Origin of the sequence: Bacillus sp. V33-4 (genome assembly GCF_002860225.1) — a bacterium.
GTDB lineage: Bacteria > Bacillota > Bacilli > Bacillales > Cytobacillaceae > Bacillus_BJ > Bacillus_BJ canaveralius.
Window position 1 is genome coordinate 12,958 of record NZ_PGVC01000062.1, and the last position, 17,594, is coordinate 30,551.

The 17,594-nt window shown below is 40.2% G+C and carries 19 protein-coding genes; 18 read left to right on the top strand and 1 reads right to left on the bottom strand.

Features of this window, described 5'->3' with window-relative positions:
• Positions 1-181: 181 nt before the first annotated feature.
• From CVD23_RS19135 to CVD23_RS19155, 5 genes are all read left to right on the top strand, one after another.
• Positions 182-1,147 (top strand): sugar-binding transcriptional regulator, encoded by a 966-nt coding sequence (locus CVD23_RS19135; RefSeq protein WP_101666874.1) that lies wholly within the window; start codon positions 182-184, stop codon positions 1,145-1,147.
• The gene (gene lsrK / locus CVD23_RS19140; RefSeq protein WP_101666875.1) at positions 1,125-2,687 is read left to right on the top strand and encodes an autoinducer-2 kinase; all 1,563 of its coding nucleotides are present in this window, start codon (positions 1,125-1,127) and stop codon (positions 2,685-2,687) included. Before CVD23_RS19135 ends, lsrK begins: the two co-directional genes overlap by 23 nt.
• A gap of 19 nt (positions 2,688-2,706) precedes the next feature.
• On the top strand, positions 2,707-3,063 hold the full coding sequence (locus tag CVD23_RS19145) for a cupin domain-containing protein (RefSeq protein WP_101579345.1): 357 nt from the start codon (positions 2,707-2,709) through the stop codon (positions 3,061-3,063).
• 16 nt (positions 3,064-3,079) lie between these two features.
• Complete coding sequence (lsrF, locus tag CVD23_RS19150; RefSeq protein WP_101666922.1) at positions 3,080-3,871, top strand: 3-hydroxy-5-phosphonooxypentane-2,4-dione thiolase; 792 nt, start codon at positions 3,080-3,082, stop codon at positions 3,869-3,871.
• A 781-nt stretch (positions 3,872-4,652) separates the two neighbouring features.
• Positions 4,653-6,431 (top strand): adenine deaminase C-terminal domain-containing protein, encoded by a 1,779-nt coding sequence (locus tag CVD23_RS19155; protein ID WP_101666876.1) that lies wholly within the window; start codon positions 4,653-4,655, stop codon positions 6,429-6,431.
• Positions 6,432-6,531: 100 nt separating this feature from the next.
• On the opposite strand, the gene CVD23_RS19160 is transcribed toward CVD23_RS19155, so the two are convergent.
• The gene (locus CVD23_RS19160; protein ID WP_101666877.1) at positions 6,532-7,509 is read right to left on the bottom strand and encodes an MBL fold metallo-hydrolase; all 978 of its coding nucleotides are present in this window, start codon (positions 7,507-7,509) and stop codon (positions 6,532-6,534) included.
• A gap of 418 nt (positions 7,510-7,927) precedes the next feature.
• Here CVD23_RS19160 and CVD23_RS19165 point away from each other — a divergent pair, with 418 nt between their 5' ends.
• From CVD23_RS19165 to CVD23_RS19220, 13 genes are all read left to right on the top strand, one after another.
• On the top strand, positions 7,928-8,722 hold the full coding sequence (locus tag CVD23_RS19165; protein WP_101666878.1) for an enoyl-CoA hydratase/isomerase family protein: 795 nt from the start codon (positions 7,928-7,930) through the stop codon (positions 8,720-8,722).
• Between the two features lie 123 nt (positions 8,723-8,845).
• Positions 8,846-9,295, top strand: a complete 450-nt coding sequence (locus CVD23_RS19170) for an acyl-CoA thioesterase (RefSeq protein ID WP_101666879.1) — start codon at positions 8,846-8,848, stop codon at positions 9,293-9,295.
• Positions 9,296-9,373: 78 nt separating this feature from the next.
• A complete protein-coding gene (locus CVD23_RS19175; protein WP_101666880.1) occupies positions 9,374-10,252 on the top strand; it encodes a PaaX family transcriptional regulator in 879 nt (292 codons plus the stop codon).
• Between the two features lie 186 nt (positions 10,253-10,438).
• The gene (locus CVD23_RS19180) at positions 10,439-11,215 is read left to right on the top strand and encodes an enoyl-CoA hydratase-related protein (protein WP_101666881.1); all 777 of its coding nucleotides are present in this window, start codon (positions 10,439-10,441) and stop codon (positions 11,213-11,215) included.
• A 54-nt stretch (positions 11,216-11,269) separates the two neighbouring features.
• Positions 11,270-12,235: an MBL fold metallo-hydrolase gene (locus CVD23_RS19185; RefSeq protein WP_101666882.1), complete on the top strand. Its 966-nt coding sequence runs from the start codon at positions 11,270-11,272 to the stop codon at positions 12,233-12,235.
• A 224-nt stretch (positions 12,236-12,459) separates the two neighbouring features.
• Positions 12,460-13,398 (top strand): Phenylacetic acid catabolic protein, encoded by a 939-nt coding sequence (locus CVD23_RS19190; protein WP_101666883.1) that lies wholly within the window; start codon positions 12,460-12,462, stop codon positions 13,396-13,398.
• On the top strand, positions 13,399-13,734 hold the full coding sequence (locus CVD23_RS19195; RefSeq protein ID WP_257988608.1) for a metal-sulfur cluster assembly factor: 336 nt from the start codon (positions 13,399-13,401) through the stop codon (positions 13,732-13,734). It begins immediately after the preceding gene.
• Positions 13,731-13,964 carry a hypothetical protein gene (locus tag CVD23_RS19200; RefSeq protein ID WP_101666884.1) on the top strand — a complete coding sequence of 78 codons (234 nt, stop codon included), beginning with the start codon at positions 13,731-13,733 and terminating at the stop codon, positions 13,962-13,964. Before CVD23_RS19195 ends, CVD23_RS19200 begins: the two co-directional genes overlap by 4 nt.
• Positions 13,965-14,603, top strand: a complete 639-nt coding sequence (locus tag CVD23_RS19205) for a Phenylacetic acid catabolic protein (RefSeq protein WP_101666885.1) — start codon at positions 13,965-13,967, stop codon at positions 14,601-14,603.
• Positions 14,596-14,760, top strand: a complete 165-nt coding sequence (locus CVD23_RS23005) for a PaaD-like zinc ribbon domain-containing protein (protein WP_441296845.1) — start codon at positions 14,596-14,598, stop codon at positions 14,758-14,760. Before CVD23_RS19205 ends, CVD23_RS23005 begins: the two co-directional genes overlap by 8 nt.
• Before the next feature lie 24 nt (positions 14,761-14,784).
• Complete coding sequence (locus CVD23_RS19210; RefSeq protein ID WP_101666886.1) at positions 14,785-15,648, top strand: 3-hydroxyacyl-CoA dehydrogenase NAD-binding domain-containing protein; 864 nt, start codon at positions 14,785-14,787, stop codon at positions 15,646-15,648.
• Positions 15,635-16,381, top strand: coding sequence for a 3-hydroxyacyl-CoA dehydrogenase family protein (locus CVD23_RS19215; RefSeq protein WP_257988609.1), 747 nt, complete (start codon positions 15,635-15,637; stop codon positions 16,379-16,381). Before CVD23_RS19210 ends, CVD23_RS19215 begins: the two co-directional genes overlap by 14 nt.
• A gap of 5 nt (positions 16,382-16,386) precedes the next feature.
• On the top strand, positions 16,387-17,586 hold the full coding sequence (locus tag CVD23_RS19220) for a thiolase family protein (RefSeq protein ID WP_101666887.1): 1,200 nt from the start codon (positions 16,387-16,389) through the stop codon (positions 17,584-17,586).
• Positions 17,587-17,594 lie beyond the last annotated feature (8 nt).

Below are 17,594 nucleotides of genomic sequence, written 5' to 3' on the forward strand. Positions count from 1 at the left end.
ACATTGCTGTGCGAAAAGCTTGTTAATACATACACGGAAAGTAAACAAAATATGACCATTGAAAATAAAAAATGCTGAATACTCTGAAATTGTTCTTTTTCAGTCATTACGAGGATATATATTTTTTAGGAGTGTGAACAAAAAATTGCAGGGTGGACTTTTGTAGGGAGTGTAGCAGCAGATGAGCCATGACCTTTATATAGAAAATATGCTGATTAAAGTTGCCTGGTATTACTATAAGGAAAATATGACACAAAACGAGATAGCGGACTTGCTGGATTTGTCGCGTGCGAAGGTAGTCCGGCTGCTAGACAGGGCAAGGGCTGAAGGTGTTGTCCAATTCGAGGTTAAGGGGTTTGGCAAAAACGGGTTAAGTATCGAGAAGGAATTCAAAGAAGCCTTTTCGCTGCCAAACGCTTTCATCATTCCAACCCAGCAAAACCCTGATGCCTTGACCGATTCCTTATCAAAGGCTGCTGCGCAGTATCTTCAAAGCAAGCTTCAGCCAAACGATATGGTCGGGCTGGGCTGGGGCAGGGCGGTATCGAAAACGATTGATTACTTGTCGCTTGTGCCAGAAAGCAATATTTCCGTTGTTACTCTGACAGGTGGAGTCAATTACTATCTGCATAATCGGCGCCAAAAAGAAGGTGGCATGGAGAAATTCCAGGATATCCATGTAATACCCGCACCGTTTCTTGCTTCTACAGATGAGATGGCAGAAAGCTTTTTAACTGAACCTTCTATTAAAGAAATTCTCGATCTTGCCATGATTGCTAAATATATCATCATCGGGATTGGAGGAATTTATCCAGAAGCCACGATCATTCAAGAAGAGAAAATGACGATGAATGAATTGACTTTTATTAAGCATCAAAAGGCTGTTGGGGATATACTTGGCCAATTTTTTGACCGAAACGGAGAAATTCTCGAGCTCCCGCATCATAAACGTCTAATAGGAACAGAATTGTCGGTGTTAAAGGGGAAAAATGTTTTTGCCGTGGCAGGAGGAGAGAAGAAGGTGAAAGCTATTTACGGCGCTTTAAAAGGAGGATACATCCACACTCTTGTCACGGATGAGGCTACCGCGGTTGCTTTATTAAATATGGGGGTGAAGCATAAAAATGGAATGCATTCTGGCCATTGATGCCGGTACTGGGAGTATTCGGGCGGTTCTCTTTGATATAAAGGGAAACCAGCTCGGAGTATCCCAGGTGGAATGGAGTCATGTAACAGATGAACAGTACCCTGGCTCAATGGAATTTGATTGTGAAACGAACTGGACTTCAGCAGCAGGCTGTATCCGGGATGTCTTAAGTGTATCGGGAATCGAGCCAAAGGAAATCAAAGCAATTAGCGCAACGAGCATGAGGGAAGGGATTGTTCTATACGACAAGGAAGGCAGGGAAATATGGGCATGTGCGAATGTCGATTCGAGGGCCTCAGCAGAAGTTAAAGCATTGAAGGAAATCGATTCTGGAATAGAAGAAAGAATGTATCAGCTATCGGGGCAGACGTTTGCTTTAGGGGCTCTGCCAAGGCTTTTGTGGCTGAAAAATCATATGGCTGCCGCTTATGAAAAGGCCACAGTGATGACGATGATCAACGACTGGATTCTCTACAAGCTATCGGGAGTCCTGCAAGTGGATCCATCGAATGGATGCACGACAGGTATTTTTAACTTGAAGAAACGTGTATGGGAGAAAACAGCCGCCGAAGCTTGCGGAATAAAAAGCAATCTTCTCCCGCCAGTCAATGAAGCAGGGGTGGTTATTGGGTATGTGACCGAGGAAGCAGCATGCGTAACTGGGCTGGAAAAAGGAACACCAGTTGTTTCCGGCGGAGGTGATGCCCAAATGGCATCGGTTGGCGTTGGTGCAGTAGAGGAAGGGCAAACCGTTGTTTCAGGGGGTTCGTTCTGGCAGCAGGAAGTCAACGTGAAGCAGCCGCTTACTGATCCAGAGGGCAGGATAAGGGTAAATTGCCATGCGGTTCCCGAGTTATGGCAAATAGAAATGATTGCTTTTTTTCCAGGCCTTGTAATGAGATGGTTCCGCGATGTGTTCTGTGACCAGGAAAAAGAAGAAGGATTGGCTGCCGGGCGTGACCCTTATGAAATTTTAGAAGAAAAAGCAAAGGATGTTCCAGTCGGCTCGAACGGTATAATGCCGGTTTTCTCAGATACGATGAACTACCGATCCTGGCGGCATGCATCACCATCCTTGATTAATCTCACACTGGATCCGAAAAAAACAGGCAAAAAGGAAATATTCAAATCCCTCCAGGAAAACGCTGCGATCATCACTCTGGGAAACTTAAAACTCATTCAAACTGTGACAGGATTTTATCCTGAAGAAGTTATTTTTGCCGGTGGAGCATCAAAAGGAAAGCTGTGGAGCCAGACGCTTGCTGATGTTCTCGGAGTTCCTGTGAAAATTCCGGTTATTAAAGAGGCTGCTGCATTAGGGACTGCTTTGTTTGCTGGTATTGGAGCAGGTGTTTATAAAAATATCCACCAGGCTGTAAACTCGACTGTTAAGTGGGAACGCAAGCATATGCCAAACATGGAAAATCACGCTCTCTATCAAGTGATTTTTGAGAATTGGAGAAAGGTTTACAACGAGCAGCTCCGGATAGCCGACAGTGGATTAACCACCCATATGTGGAAAGCACCTGGACTTGATTAGCTTGAAAGGAGGTGGCGGAATGAAGAAAGTCAATGAGAAGGACTTTGCATACCGTTTTGGGGACAATGGACCAAAATACTTATCTAAAGGACCGAATGTTGATCTAGGTGTTGTTGTATTGAAGCCGGGACAGGACTTTCAAAACCATTATCATACTGTGTGCGAAGAAATCTTTTACATTCTTGAAGGTGAAATCGATTTTTATATTAATGGGGATAAAGTTCCTGCTAAGCCTGGTGATATGATTCAATGCCGGCCAGGTGACACTCATTACCTCATTAATCAATCTCAACAAAGCTTTAAATCCGTCTTCATCAAATCACCGCATATAACCGAAAGAGATTCTGTCAATGTGGAAAATCCAATTATTAAATAAGGGGAGTGGAAATGATATGAGCTGGGGATTTCAAAACCGATTAAATAAAATTTTGCCAAATAGAAGAGCGGTTATGCTTGCAATTGACCATGGTTATTTTTTAGGCCCGATTCGTGGCTTGGAAAAGCCCGGAGAAACAGTCAAGGATTTATTGGCTTATACGGATTCCTTGTATTTAACTAGAGGAGTGCTTGCGGCTTCGATCCCGGAAAATACGGAAAAACCAATGATTCTTAGGGTATCGGGTGGACCAACGACCGTCGGTAAAGACCTGGCTAATGAAACTATTGTTACATCTGTGAAGGAAGCGATTCGCCATAATGTGGTTGGAGTCGGCGTTTCCGTTTTTGTTGGATCAGACTATGAAACTCAGACAGTAACAAACCTAGCACATGTAGTAACTGAGGCACATGATTATGGGATCCCGGTATTGGGAATTACGGCCGTTGGAAAGGAACTGGAGAAGAGAGATGCGCGGTTCCTTGCATTAGCATCAAGAGTGGTTGCTGAAATGGGTGCGGATATTGTAAAAACCTATTACTGTGAAAACTTTGGGCAAGTTACAAGCAAGTGCCCGGTTCCGATCGTGATAGCGGGAGGGCCGAAATTCGATACGATACGCGAAGCGCTTGAGATTACTTATAATGCGATGGTTCAGGGAGCAGCAGGAGTAGATATGGGCCGAAATATCTGGCAATCCGAGCATCCTGCCGCCATGATTCAAGCAATCGAGTCGATTGTCCATAATAATTACAACGTTAACGAAGCCGTGGAATTATATGAATCGAATGCAAAGGTGAAGGCTTAACTAGAATAGTTTTTTTAGAAGACGATGATTGTAAAAGTTCATTATGAACAAAAGGAATATCAAGATAATGGTGTCCGTTCGAAACTGTAACAGTTTTCGAGTCAATAATGATTATGGTTGCTGCTTTCGCAATTCTAATCGTGGCAATTCTGTCATTAACGAACGAAAAGTGCAAGCGCCCTATTTAGCCCCGACAAGCAAATGTTTTTCGACAAAAAAGTCTGCTCTTTGATTTTATTGCCGAAGGTTATTTGACCTCGAGGGGCTGGGCGCTGGAGCTAGACAGTAATCCCAATTCAACGATATAGATTTTGGCAGTACAAAAAATAATCCACCCTTGAGTTAACGACTCAGGTGGATTATTCCCCATTTTTAGTCGATCCCCTTTGTGGGAACCTTCTATTGTTTGACCGGACATGCTCTAACATGTCTGGTCTTTTTTATTTTATGCTGTTTTATTGGTTAATTGTACATGACGCTCTTGAAAAAGAAACAAATTAGAACGTTGAAACAATAATACATATGGCTGTGACTATAAATTTGTTATATGAATTTTATTGACATATAAATTACTGCTGAATTAGTATTATGTTATACAAACGAAATTTGATAAAACGTAATAGGTTTTTATCAAGGGAACATCGTAAATGATGAATAGCATTTAATGAATAATCAAGTTCAAAATTTTTGAGAGTTAGAAAGTTTGCATCACATCAAAACATAAAGTCCATACATAAATCCTGTTTTGTAAAATTTATGACCTTGATGGGAGAGAAGGAAAGTGGAAATTAAAGCCCAGAGAATTGAATTGGTGGAAGTAGCAAAAGGGCAGCGTCCAGCTGATATTTTTATTAAAGGTGGAACAGTAATTAACGTTTATTCTGGAGAATTCTTGAAACAAAATGTGGCTGTGTATAAGGACTCAATTGCTTATATTGGTGAAAGTGAAGCTTCTATTGGTGAGGATACTAAAGTTATTGATGCAGAAGGAAAATTTATATCACCTGGTTTTATTGAAGCGCATGCTCATCCATGGGTTGTTTATAATCCGTTAAGTGTTACGAGTAAAATTTTGCCACTAGGCACGACTACAACCGTGAATGATAATCTATTCTTTTATCTGCATATGGGAGCCAGGGGCTTCAAGGACATGTTAACAGATTTAAAGCAATTACCCGGCAATTTTTTTTGGCTGGTGAGGTTAGTTTCACAGGCGGATTACCCTGGAGAAAGAGATTGGTATAATCAAAAAGATATCCAGGAACTTCTTCAGCTTGATGATGTTCTGGGTACTGCAGAAGTAACTCGTTGGCCATTATTATATCATGCTGATCCTTTTTTAATGGATACAATGGATTTTGTCAAGAAGTTAGGGAAAGTTTCAGATGGTCATACGGCGGGATGTTCCTATGATAAATTAAATGCTGTTGTGGCATCCGGGGTAAGTGCGTGTCATGAAGCGATAACAGCGAAAGAAGCATTTGACCGGCTAAGATTAGGAATGTGGACAACACTCCGAAATAGTTCGTTGCGCCCGGATTTGCCGGAGATTGTAAAGCTCATTACTGATGGCAATGTGAGCACAAACCGGATCATTATGACAACCGACGGTCCCCATCCTGCATTTATCGAAAAGGAAGGATTTGTAGATGGTCTGATTAGACAAGCTGTAGAACTTGGTGTTCCTGTGATGACTGCAATACAGATGGTAACGATTAATGCTGCAACATATCTTAAGCTTGATGATTATATTGGTGGCATTGCTCCTGGAAGACGTGCGGATATAAATATCCTTCCAAATCTTATTAATTTCCGGCCGGATACTGTTATTGCAAGCGGCGAAGTAGTAGCGGAAAGTGGAAAATTATCTGCTTCGCTGCCTGAAATAGACTGGAATAAATATATTGTTAGAGAACCATTTGCTTTTTCGAAATCTGTTTTGGAACAGCCTGACCTTTATCGCTATCCGCATTCTTCACAAAATGATCCTGTTCCCGTGATATACTTCCGCAGTAATGTGATTACTCAGAGAAAAGATACGGAACTACCTTCAAGAAATGGATTCGCTGATCTTTCAGGACATCAAGGTCTGTTACAGGCAGCATTAATTGATCGAAGCGGTGAGTGGGTCGCCAAAGGTATTTTAGAGAAATTTGCCTTAAATTTAGATGGGATGGCGTCCACCTACAACACAACAACAGAACTACTCGTCGTTGGAAGAAATCCTGATGCCATGGCAAAAGCAGCGTCACTCGTTCATGGCATGGGTGGAGGTGTTGCCATAGTTGATGGGAATGAAGCAGTCTTGGAAATTCCACTGCAGCTAACAGGTATGATGACAACTGATATATCTTTTGAAGCCGCAGTGGATTATCACAATAGGCTGCTATCAGTGTTGCAGGAACGTGGATTTCCATTCCATGACATCCTTTATACATTGCTATTTTTGACATGTGATTTTCTGCCTGGTCTTCGTTTAGTACCATACGGGCTCTATGAAGTTAAGACAGACGAGCTGCTGCTGCCTGCTGCTCCATTTAAAAACCTTGTAGTTAAATGAAAATAATAGCTTGATATTCCTGATTTGATATAGAGAAGAGTACGACTGACGATAAAACAAAAGAGCTGTTACTCACCAAATTGACAGCTCTTTGTTCTTTCTATTTCTTGCCAACGGAATAATGCCATACCCCATTTATTGATTCTTTCACTATCCGGCCATTCATTTCTAAATAATCTAAATGACCAATAATCTCTGACATCACAAGCGAAAATTGCTGAGAATATTTTTCTTTATAGTAGACTTGTGCAAGTTTACTGCCTGTCGATATGCCGGACTCTATTAAGGCAGCAAACTTAGCTGCTTTCGATTCAATGCCATCCAGTCTTTTTTTAATTAACTGCTGGGGATTCCTGATAAGTGTGCCGTGTCCGGGGAAAACGTGATCTATGTCTAAAGATAAACAATTGTCTAATGACTTTCTATGCTGGCTTAATGTCATCAGTCTTTTGCCATTTTCGTCAGGTTCCACCAGGGCATTGCTTGAAATGTGCTCTATTAATAGGTCTCCTGCAAATAGCCATTTTCTCTCTTTTTCAAAAAATGTAATTTGATCTGGTGCATGTCCCGGAACCTCAATGATTTCGAAATTCATCCATTGTTTTCCTGTTATTTCAAAAATTGGGCCTTCAATTTTATGCATCTTATTTTTGTTGATTGATGCTCTTAAATAGGCTGATTGTTTATGGCCTGCATCACCGCATCCCATCTCCTTATATAGCTGAGAAAAAAAGTCAGCTCTCATATTTAAAAAATCACTATCCCTTTTTAAACGGGGCTTAGATGCTCGATGAGCATACACTGGAACTTGAGTTTTTGAAACAATTCGGTTTACTAAGCCGACATGATCAATATGATGATGAGTTAAGATGATTTGCGATATGTCTTTTAGTGTGAACCCATTTTGCGCTAGAGCAAGCTCTAAAGCCTGCCAACATTCCTCATTATTGAGTCCTGCATCGATCAATATTAGGGTTTGATCCTTTCTGAATAAGAAAAAGTTAATACTATTCAAAGAGGATAAAACAGGAACAATAATAGGGAAAACTTCACATTTAGTGTCTTTCAATGAAATCAATTTTTATGCTCCTTTCACTTATTAAGAATAAATAAAAAAGGGTAGTAACCAGGACCGCATCAATACTGTTAACATATTATTTTTACGATAGTAATTAAAAGATAACACAATATCATGGGGAAAAGCTGATATTTTTACTCTGCTTAAATAAACCATTTATTAAAGAGACATATAGAAGCATTGAACAACGCTGAAGGGTGAACTTATCACTTATACAGTCGAAAATCTTACGATCGTTTTAAAAAAACAAAATAATTAGAAAAATGAAGATATTTAAAGAAAATGCAAGCATTAATATTATTTACCTTCTAAAAACGGTAAATTTCGAGGTTTGATAATAGTGAGAATATTATATATATTATGTTATAAGAACGAAAGAACTATTTTCGTAATAAACAACTATTGGGAGGTTTTTATTTTGACAACAGCATTAGATACTAAAACGCTTACAGTAACAAAAAACGGAGAAGTTGCTGAGGTTCATATTCACGTAAATAAAACGAATGCGTATGACTTGGAATATTACAAAGCCTTAAATGCTGCTATCGATGATATCCGCTTTGACAGTGACATTAAAGTTGCAGTATTAATGAGCGATATGCCAAAATTCTTCTCATCTGGTGCAAATATTAATTTCCTAAAAGCTGCAGAACCTCGCTTTAAAACACAATTCTGCCTGTTCTGTAATGAGACATTAGATAAAATAGCACGCTCACCGCAAATCTGGATTGCGTGTCTTGAAGGACATACGGTTGGCGGCGGCTTAGAAATGGCTTTAGCGTGCGACCTTCGGTTCATGGGTGACCAGGCAGGGAAAATCGGCCTTCCTGAAATTACACTCGGTGTACTTGCAGGTACGGGTGGAACTCAGCGTCTAGCTCGTCAAGTAGGCCATTCAAAAGCTTTGGACTTAAACTTAACTGGAGAAACCCTTACACCTCAAGAAGCATTAGGGATAAAATTAGTTGATCGTGTATTCCCTCAAGAGGAAACAAGAGCAAAAACGTTGGAATATGCGCATAAAGTTGCAAGCAGTGCTACATACGCTGCATCAAATATCAAACTATCAATCATGAATGGCAAGGAAATGCCTCTAAATGTTGCAATTCGTTACGAAGGAGAACTTCAAAATCTCTTATTCCGTTCACAGGACGCTCAAGAGGGATTAAGTGCTTTTATCGAAAAACGCGAGGCTAACTGGACAGGAAAGTAATCAAAAATGATAAATGGCGATATCGGATCTCGATATCGCCATTTTAAACAATAAATACCGGAAAGATGATTTTGATGAGTGTAAATTTTAAAAAACCAGTGAGGAAGAAACTGAGGGACAAACATGAGATCAAACGAAATTGAAGTTCTGGTAAATTGGGGAGATACAGATAAAGCTGGAATCGTTTATTATCCTAACTATTTTAAGTGGTTTGACATTGCAGGCCATCAATTTTTTCGAAGCTGTAAATTATCACCTCAAACACTGGAAAGAGAACGAAATATTATTCTTCCTATGCTTGATGTAAGATGTACTTTTGAAAAACCTTTATTATATGACGATATTATTACCGTTCACACAATAGTGGAGGATATTAATCAGAAAACGATCAAATTAAATCATCAAGTGTTTAAAGGGGAAATGCGCACAGGTTTTGGGTATGAGTTGAGAGGATGGGTAAAACAGACTCCGGCTGGAATTAAAGCCGTTACGATACCTGAAGATGTGAGAGAGATTCTTAAGGAAAATACTCATACAAATGAAAAAGAAAAAAGATCTAGGTTTAATGCATAACTTCTCACTATCCTCTATAATTAAAGTTACTCTTAAATCATGAATGTTATATCAAACGCATATTGGATGGTGAAAACTGTGAAACCAAGGTCATCAATGTTTACTTTGTATGGGGAGTATATTCAATATTATGGAGGAGAAATCTGGGTAGGTAGTTTAATACAGCTAATGAGCCAATTTGGGGTTTCTGAATCGTCTGTACGTGGAGCGATCTTGCGGATGGTGCAAAACAATTTACTTCAAGTAAGAAAGATAGGAAATAAAAGCTACTACTCTGTAACTCCGCAGGGTGGAAGAAGAGTGGAAGATGGTGTAAAAAGGGTATATGCTTCACCAAGCCAAACCTGGGATGGCCAGTGGAGGATTTTAACGTATTCTTTTCCAGAAGAAAAACGTGAACTGCGAAATGAAATCCGGAAAGAGTTAAACTGGACAGGGTTCGGTATGATTTCCAATAGTACATGGGTGAGTCCAAATCCATTGGAAGAACAAGTACTCGGTATGATACAAACTTATCAAATTGAAAAATATACGATGCTATTTAGTTCTTCCTCAGTTGTGTCACATGATAATCAAAGTGTAATTGACAAGGGATGGGACCTCCAAAGGATTTCTGATGAATATGGCATATTTATTGCAAAATATTTGCCCAAATTTGATGAATTGCGTGAAAAGGCCCTTAGCAATTCATTAACCGATAAAGAATGTTTTATTGAAAGAACTCAAATAGTTCATGAATACCGTAAATTCCTCTTTCAAGACCCGGGGTTTCCAAGAGATTTATTGCCGAAAGAATGGTCAGGTGCTAAGGCCAGAGAATTATTTTGGAATATCCATCAGTTGATTTCAATCCCTGCTGTAAGGTTTTTTGAATCAATCTATGAACCTGCACCGGATACAGACTTTGTTCCGAAACGTCACAAAGCGAGTAACCCATTTGAAGAGGTATATGTATAGAAAATGGCATATAGCATTTACCAAATAACCACAGGAATGGGCTCATTCAGCCCTTTTCCGCTGTAGTTCGATCTACTGTAGCAGGAGCACGGGTTGTATTGTGTGTAAAGAGAATGCTAATTAATGGTTAATAATCTTTTCAAATGACTGAAAATTCAAATCATTCGTGTTGATGAGGGATAACTTATGAAAAAAGTTGATTTGCAAGTGAAAGATTTATTGGCGATTATCACCATTAATCGTCCTGACCAATTAAATTGTTTTGATTATGAAACACTTAACCAGTTAGATCAAGTGGTTGAAGAAATAAAGTTAGATAAGAACATCCGTGCTGTTATTATCACTGGTGCCGGTGAAAAAGCGTTTAGTGCAGGGGCAGATCTTAAAGAAAGACGTACGTTGAACGAAAGAGAAGTACGGCGGAATGTAAATAAAATTCGCAGTGTGTTTAATAGGATCGAAGAGCTGCCACAGCCGACAATCGCCGCCATAAATGGCTATGCACTCGGCGGTGGGTTTGAGCTTGCATTAGTTTGTGATTTTCGTTTTGCTGTCGAAGAGGCTAAATTAGGATTGACTGAGGTAAGCTGGGCTATAATTCCGGGCGCCGGTGGAACCCAGCGGTTGAGCCGATTAATTGGTACTTCAAGAGCAAAGGAGTTAATACTCACTGCAAGAAGAATTACTGCGAACGACGCTTACGAACTAGGAGTCATCAACAAGGTAGTAAATAGGGAACAGTTAATGAGCAGTGCCATAGAACTGGCAGAAGAAATCATGAAAAATGGTCCATTGGCCGTAGCGCAGGCTAAATATGCAATTAATTACGGAAGCAATGTTGATTTGCAAACAGGGCTGGCAATTGAATCGAAAGCTTATGAAGTGATTATCCCTACTAAAGATAGAGTCGAAGCCTTGGAGGCTTTTAACGAAAAACGCCCGCCTCAGTTTACAGGGGAATAAAGCCCATCAGATGATCCCAATAAAGTAAATAGATATTAGTAAGGAGCTGGAAGTATGAACATAGAAAAAGTTGATTTCGGTGGTTATCGAATCGGTATTCCGGTCCCTTTTCCGATGAAGTATGTTTATTGTTACCTTTATCCGCATAAGGACCACTATATTTTAATAGATGCTGGGTTCAACTATAAAGAAGCCAGATCTGCGTGGCAAGAGGTACTTAAGGAGCTTGGCATTTCTCCAAGAGAAATCCAGACTATCTATTTGACGCATTTTCATCCTGATCATTCTGGGCTTGCCGGCTGGATGCAGCAATACACAGGTGCTGAGGTTTATATGCACGAGATTGATTTGCAAATGATGGAGCGAGTATGGGGAGAAGGAAGTTTACAAACGCAGCGTATTGAAGAAATGAACCTTAATCATGGAGTCCCACCGCAATTGAGTACAGATATATCCAGTCATATGGAACTGCTCGGCAATCACGTACTTCCGCTGCCAGAGGTAAAACCTATTAAAGGTGCAATGGTCGAATTCGGAGGGGAAACTTGGGAAATCATTCATACACCGGGGCATAGCAACGGCCACATTTGTTTTTATCTGGAAGAGGAGAAGCTTTTAATATCTGGCGATCATATTCTTGATAAAATCACTCCAAATATAAGCTTATGGCCGGGAGCAAGTCAAACGCCTTTACATGACTATGTTGCCTCTCTTTATAAGGTGAAGGCACTTCAAGTAAAGAGAGCATTATCTGCTCATGGGATCATCATCAATAAAGTAAATGAGCGTATCGATGAATTGATTCAGCATCATGAGCATAGATTGACCGAAATGGAAAAGCTTGCACAAGGACGAACAGCCTATCAGGTCGCAAATGATATATTTGCACATAAACATCTGTCTCCACATCAATGGCGTTTTGCCATTGCTGAAACGATGGCTCACTTGGAGTATTTAGCACGCGAAAATAGAGTCAAAAAAGAAGACACATATCCAGTCGTGTATGAAAAAATAAATTAATGATCTAGGCGCCTATATCAAAGGCGTCTTTTTTTAGCTAATCAACTGGATATATTGCTGAGAATATCCTTCCTATGCCCATAACTACCTATTTTTTCGATTCTTTAATAATTTTTATTATTGTTCGTCAAAAAAACATAATATACTCTTGACAGATAATTTAGAATATTTTATATTACTTAATATAGACGAAAATATAAAAAACGTAATGAAGAGGTGGAAGAATGAATCGGGCTGAAATCTTGATGGATAAAGTTAATAAAGGATTTATGGTGGAAAGACCAGAGGATATGAATGAGGAGTATATAAAAGCGTTAATACAAACACTTGTAATTGTTGGTGATACAGAGCTATTAAGTGTTCCTCCTCTACTAACTGTTTACAATGAGGCACCTAATCTAAATTATAAAATCACCGCTTTAGCGGTAATGCAGGATGAAATTGGTCACGCCCATATTGCGTACCGTTTGTTAGAGGACTTAGGGCAAGACATCGACGAGCTTTTATATAACCGTCCCGCCAACCGTTGGAAAAACCCTTATGCATTTGATTTCAAACTTAATAACTGGATTGAGCTTGGTGTGTTTAATGGATTATTCGATCGTGCAGGATACACGCTGTTAGGGGATTCACATGAAAACACTTCATATGGACCTTGGAAACGGGCGCTGGTGAAGGTTGATAAAGAAGAATTGTTCCACTTGCGCAACGGGGAAATTATTATGAAGGCCGGAATGAAAAATCCGGAAACTGCCAAGCAGGTGCAAGAAGCTGTCGATTGGATGTTCTTGATGGCATTAGAGTTTTTTGGAGTCGCAGATAATCTAAAAAGCCGGTCAGCACAGCTTGACTACAAATTAAAGGGCAGAACAAATGATGAATTGCGGCAAAAGTGGCTATCAACAGCTGTTCCGTTCTGTGAATCAATCGGGATTAAAGTACCGGCTCATCTTGATGAAGAAACTGGAAAGTATGTGATTGATGTTCCGTTCCCGTGTAAATTTGACCTTGAAAATAAAAAATGGCTAACAGACCAGCCGGATACATGGGAAGGTGTTATCGAACGTTTTAAAAAGCGTGGACCGCAGAATATACAGTTTGTTAATCGGATTCAGCAGGGAGCGCATCAGTTTGAGGCAATGAGAGCAGAGGAGGTAAGTTAAATGTTAAATGAACAAATGCTCGAATTAGACACTTCGAAATACTGGAATGCTTTAAAAGAAGTGTCCGATCCTGAATTTCCTATAAGTGTTGTGGATATGGGTTTAATTTATGAGATTAATAAAGTTGAAGATAGCAAGCTTGAGGTGAAAATGACCTACACTTCAACAGGGTGTGCATGCATGGAATGGATTGAAAGTGATATTAAGAATCGATTACTTGCAGAAGATGAAATAGCTGAGGTCGATATACAAGTTGTGTGGAGTCCGCCTTGGACAGTAAATAACTTAAGCGAAGAAGGCAAGAAAAAATTAAAGCACTGGGGGGTAAGCTCGTGACAAAAAAAGACGAACAAAAAAGGGAATACCTTCTTTTCACAAGAATTAAAAGAGGAGATGACTTGGTGCATGTCGGATCTTTCAAAGCTGGAAGCGATGATCTTGCAAGAACATATGCCCAATATATTTATGATGAAGAAGATTGGGTGGAGATGCATGTAGTACCCAAATCGGCGGTAATTGCGGTACGGCTTCCGGAAGCGTTATTTCCTCAGCAAGGAGTGGTCTAAATGGCTCAAGAGAAAAACATTTCATTGATAGAGTTAGCCGAAACAATTGCTGACAATAAATTTATTTTAGGTGACCGCCTGGTAGAGATAGGCATCAGCGGACCGGATTTGGAAGCAACGCTTTCATCGATTGCGATGGCGCAGGCAGAACTTGGCCATGCAAGACTAATTTATAAATGGTCGTTTGAATTGAAGGGCTTAAATAGCAGCAAGGTTGATATCAAACATCAAACAGGGAAAGCTTTTCAAAATGGAGTAGATATAAGTGATTGGATTTCCTTGATTGCAGGGCAGTATACGATCAACCTGGCTGTAGATCTAGTAATGAAGGCGATTATTGAAGCAGACAACACAGCGTATAACCCGCCATTTAGCAAGCTGCTTAAAGAGCAAGACGAGCATCTTACTTATTCCAGAAGCTGGTGTGAGCAGCTTCTGAATGAAAAGGGTTCCATTCCGAAAAGATTTGAACATCAGCTTGAGAAAGCGGCACTTGAAGCTGAGCAATGGTTAACAAAGGTTGAGGCAGACTATCTATTACTCTCTGAGAAAATAATTGCAGAAAATAATAGGCTAACAACTAAATTTAAGAACAAAATTAAAGAATTAACTATGGATGAGGTTGTTTCCAATGTCTGAAGAGAATAAATCCATTCAATGTTCTTTTTGCTCCTCAGAGAATGTAAAAAAAATTTCTTCATTCGGTACTGCCCAGTTAGTTAGGCAGTATTATTGCAACGGTTGCCGCAGTGTCTTTGAATATGTTCGCTGGCAGGATTCAAAGGTGAATGGATGAAAAATTGAAAGGTGAACACAACTTATGGAGGAAATTAAGACGGTTGGAATAGTCGGTTCTGGTACCATGGGTGCAGGAATTGCTCAGCTTATTGCACAGAGCGGATTTACGGGAATACTTTTCGATATCGACGAAGAAACAGTAAAGCGTGCAAAAACTTCGATTGAATCAGGATTAGATCGATTGGCAGAAAAAAAGAAAGCCAGTATAGAAGAAATACAGCAAGCAAAGGGACGGCTACATACCACTAGTAATTTGCAGGATTTTAAGGACTGCCAATTAGTAATCGAAGCTGTTCCGGAGAAAATCGATATAAAGCGTTCCATCTTTCAACAGTTAGAGGAGATATGTTCTCCAGATACCATTCTCTCAACGAACACATCTTCTCTTTCCATTACAGAAATATCAGGGCTGATTCAAAATCCAAAACGGGTAGCGGGCTGCCACTTCTTTAATCCAGCACCTGTAATGCCTTTGGTTGAAGTGATTCAGGGTTTAAAAACATCGCAAGAAACGATTGAGGCTTTAGTGGATTTTGCAAAAAAATTAAGCAAAAGCCCTGTTGTATGTAAAGATACACCAGGATTTATCGTGAATCGTGTCGCTCGTCCTTTTTATAATGAAGCAATAAGAATTATGAATGACCATGTGGCCACAGTGGAACAAATTGATCGGATTATGAAACAGGCAGGCAAGTTTAAAATGGGTCCATTTGAGCTTCAGGACTTAATTGGAATCGATATTAACTTTGCAACAACAAAATCCGTATACAGCAGCTTTCATGGCGAAAGCAGATTTCGTCCACATTATTATCAGGAAAGAATGGTCCAATCCGGCAGTTTAGGAAGGAAAACGAAGGGAGGGTTCTTTAGTTATGATAGCAACTAAAGGAATTCTTGTTGCAGGGGGAAATATGCTTGCTAAGGAACTCTTTCATTCTATTCAAACACATAGATCTGATCAGGTCTCTTTTAACGACTTTTCTGTCATTTCGAACATTGATGCAGTCTTTGAAACTGAAAATCTGGACTTAGAACAAAAGAAGAAGAATCTTCAGGAAATAGAATCAAATGTAACACCTTCAACACTTATATTAACGACTACTCTTGGGGTTACCGCTACAGAAGCAGCCTCATGGTTAAGCTATCCCGAAAGAGTTGTTGGATTTGGAACCTTTACAGGCTTCACTGAAGGAAAATTAATAGAAGTCGCGCCATCCCTGCAAGCTGATCCTCACTACTTAAAAAAGGCAAAAGAGGCATTTTTGACGATTGGCCAGGAAATCGAAATAGTGGACGATGAAGTCGGGCTCATATTTCCCCGAATTCTATCAATGATTATTAATGAAGCAGCGTTTGCCATGATCGAAGGTACTGCTTCTGTTGAGGATATTGATGAAGCAATGAAAAAAGGAACTAATTATCCTTTAGGGCCTTTAGAATGGGCGGAGAAAATCGGCTTGGAAGATGTCTACTCTGTATTGAAAGGTTTGTACCGCCAGTTTGGAGAAGAGAGATATCGTCCTGCTCCACTTATTCGAAAACTGATCCATGCAGGCTGGGTCGGTGGTGAGAAAGAAAAAGGCTTCTATCACTATCAAAAAAGTAAAGAAAGGGAGTAATCGGTATGAAGGAAGCCGTGATTATGGATGCCGTCCGCACTCCCATTGGCAAATTAAATGGTTCTTTAACCAGTGTTCGTGCTGACGACTTAGCGGGCCACGTTATTAAAGAATTAGCGGCAAGAGTAAAGGTTGATCCAACATTAATAGAAGATGTTTACTTTGGGTGTACGAATCAGGCAGGGGAAGATAATCGGAATGTTGCAAGAATGGGCTTGCTCCTTGCTGGTCTTCCGGATACAGTACCAGGTGTTACTGTCAATCGGTTGTGCGGATCTGGACTCGAAGCTGTGAACCAGGCTGCTTCAGCAATAAAGGCAGGATTAGGAGATGTTTTTATTGCTGGCGGAACCGAAAATATGACACGCGCACCATACGTAATGATGAAGCCTAATTTAGCAAATGTACGTGCCAATCAGACTCTATTTGATACTACTATTGGCTGGAGGCTCATTAACCCAAAATTAGCGGAGCATTACCCACCCATTAGTCTTGGGGAAACGGCAGAAAATGTAGCTGAGAAGTATAACATTAGCAGAGAAGAGCAGGATGAATTTGCTCTAAACAGTCAGCGCAAAGCTGCGGCTGCCATTGAAAGCCGCCGCTTTGAGAATGAAATTGTTTCGATTAATATTCCTCAAAGAAAGGGACAATCTATCACCTTTCGTACAGACGAACATCTTCGGCCTTCGACAACAATGGAAGCGTTAGCAAAACTTTTTCCAGCATTTAAAGAGGGTGGAACGGTCACAGCGGGTAATTCTTCTGGCATAAATGACGGCGCAAGTGCCCTTTTAATTATGGAGAGGGAACTCGCTGAAAAGCTAGGTCTAAAACCTCTTGCACGTATTATTACATCAGCTGTAGCTGGCGTTGATCCAGCATATATGGGCGTTGGACCGATCCCAGCGACAAGAAAAGCTCTTGCTCGTGCAGGTTTATCAGTAAACGACCTTGATTTAATTGAATTAAATGAAGCGTTTGCTGCTCAGTCGCTTGCGTGTGTTAAAGAACTTGGTCTTCCGCTGGAAAAAGTCAATGTAAATGGAGGGGCAATTGCGTTAGGCCATCCTCTCGGATGCAGCGGTGCACGAATTTTAACAACTCTTGTTCATGAAATGCAAAAACGCGACAGCCGCTACGGGTTAGCCTCCATGTGTATTGGGGTTGGCCAGGGAATATCAACGATTATTGAGAAATTATGAGGAGGGCA

What these genes read in the sequence shown, in the direction of transcription:
- CVD23_RS19135 (WP_101666874.1), top strand. Translation starts at nt 182, where the DNA reads ATGAGCCATGACCTTTATATAGAAAATATGCTGATTAAAGTTGCCTGG.
- lsrK (WP_101666875.1), top strand. Translation starts at nt 1,125, where the DNA reads ATGGAATGCATTCTGGCCATTGATGCCGGTACTGGGAGTATTCGGGCG.
- CVD23_RS19145 (WP_101579345.1), top strand. Translation starts at nt 2,707, where the DNA reads ATGAAGAAAGTCAATGAGAAGGACTTTGCATACCGTTTTGGGGACAAT.
- lsrF (WP_101666922.1), top strand. Translation starts at nt 3,080, where the DNA reads ATGAGCTGGGGATTTCAAAACCGATTAAATAAAATTTTGCCAAATAGA.
- CVD23_RS19170 (WP_101666879.1), top strand. Translation starts at nt 8,846, where the DNA reads ATGAGATCAAACGAAATTGAAGTTCTGGTAAATTGGGGAGATACAGAT.
- CVD23_RS19180 (WP_101666881.1), top strand. Translation starts at nt 10,439, where the DNA reads ATGAAAAAAGTTGATTTGCAAGTGAAAGATTTATTGGCGATTATCACC.
- CVD23_RS19185 (WP_101666882.1), top strand. Translation starts at nt 11,270, where the DNA reads ATGAACATAGAAAAAGTTGATTTCGGTGGTTATCGAATCGGTATTCCG.
- CVD23_RS19190 (WP_101666883.1), top strand. Translation starts at nt 12,460, where the DNA reads ATGAATCGGGCTGAAATCTTGATGGATAAAGTTAATAAAGGATTTATG.
- CVD23_RS19195 (WP_257988608.1), top strand. Translation starts at nt 13,399, where the DNA reads ATGTTAAATGAACAAATGCTCGAATTAGACACTTCGAAATACTGGAAT.
- CVD23_RS19205 (WP_101666885.1), top strand. Translation starts at nt 13,965, where the DNA reads ATGGCTCAAGAGAAAAACATTTCATTGATAGAGTTAGCCGAAACAATT.
- CVD23_RS23005 (WP_441296845.1), top strand. Translation starts at nt 14,596, where the DNA reads ATGTCTGAAGAGAATAAATCCATTCAATGTTCTTTTTGCTCCTCAGAG.
- CVD23_RS19210 (WP_101666886.1), top strand. Translation starts at nt 14,785, where the DNA reads ATGGAGGAAATTAAGACGGTTGGAATAGTCGGTTCTGGTACCATGGGT.
- CVD23_RS19215 (WP_257988609.1), top strand. Translation starts at nt 15,635, where the DNA reads ATGATAGCAACTAAAGGAATTCTTGTTGCAGGGGGAAATATGCTTGCT.
- CVD23_RS19220 (WP_101666887.1), top strand. Translation starts at nt 16,387, where the DNA reads ATGAAGGAAGCCGTGATTATGGATGCCGTCCGCACTCCCATTGGCAAA.